Here is a 1213-nt window from a genome sequence, read left to right as displayed (position 1 = left end):
ACGGCGGTCGCCTGCCGCCGCCAGGACGCGTGCAGCGCGCGCGGCGCCACCCGGACCACCGTGACGCCAAGGCCCCGGAGCGTCGCCTCGCGCCGCGCGGCCTCCGCCTCCTCCGGCGTCGGCGCGGTGCCGCGCTGCCGGGGCAGCCGGGTGTCCAGCAGCAGCGCGACGGACGCCTCGGGCCAGTAGGCGTCCACATGGCCGAGGAACGGGCCGTCCGGCAGCCACAGCCCCACGTTCCAGCACGGGTCGGGCAACGCGCCCTGCCGCACCATGTGGAAGAGCAACTCCTCCGCCACCGGCCGCCCGGCCGCCAGCAGCCCCTCGACGGCCCGCGCCACGGCCGGCTCGTCCAGTCCTCCCGAGTGCTCCAACTCCGCGATCACCGACCGGGGTTCGCACAGCCCCAGCCGCACCGCCTCGTTCAGCGCGGGAAGCAGCCGGTGCGCGGCGGCCGACGCGTCGGCCCCGGGGCCGGGGTGGAGCAGCGCGTCGGCCAGCGCCCTGGCGACGGGCGCCACGGGCAGCCCGCCGACCCGCCGCGCCCTGGGCAGCCGCGCGGTGCGCAGAATGCCGACCGGGCCGACGGAACGCAGCCGCCTGGTGTGCGGCACCAGCACGTCCACCCGCCGCAGCGCGGCCGGCGGGCCGGCCGAGGTCAGCCCGTGCACGGCCAACGCGGCCCGCCCGGTGATCACCGCCCGCCCGTCGGCCGCGTCCGCCTCGCCGGTGTAGAGCAGCGCCGCGCGCAACAGCTCGTGCCCGTCCGGCGGTTCGGCGTGCAACAGGACCACGCCGGGCAGTGGCATCTGCCACGGGCCGCCCGGGCGGCAGCGGCGGCGGGCGGTGGCGGCCGGGACGCCCTGGGCACGCAGCGCGTCGAGGGTGGTCAGCGGTGGTGTGGCGGGGGCGAGTTCGGGTTGCCTGCGGGGCGTGAGCGGGACGTCGTGGGTCATGCGTCGGCGATTCCCGCTGGGCGCCCGGCAGGCTACCTCTGTTACACAGCCGTGGAGAAACGGCGACATCCCGCCGCGCTTCGGGCAAATGTTCCCCCGCCGGGCCCCCTTGCCGCGCCGGCCCGCCGCATGGCAAAGGGGGCTTGCCGCCCGGGACCGGAACGGCGGCGCCGCCGGGGCTCCTGCCCGGGAGGGCCGGGCGCCGCGCCCACGACGACGGCCCGGGCGCCGCCAGGCGGCGGGGCCGTCGTCAGACG

General features: G+C 79.0%; 1 protein-coding gene. It reads right to left on the bottom strand.

The window, feature by feature from the left end; all coding sequences use genetic code 11:
- The coding region (locus tag EBN88_RS29915; RefSeq protein WP_122400088.1) for a hypothetical protein at window positions 1-956 on the bottom strand (956 nt) is incomplete at its 3' end.
- Window positions 957-1213 lie beyond the last annotated feature (257 nt).

It is taken from the genome of Streptomyces triticirhizae, assembly GCF_003696235.1.
In the GTDB taxonomy this organism is placed as follows: domain Bacteria; phylum Actinomycetota; class Actinomycetes; order Streptomycetales; family Streptomycetaceae; genus Streptomyces; species Streptomyces triticirhizae.
This window is presented reverse-complemented; position numbering and strand designations above follow the sequence as displayed.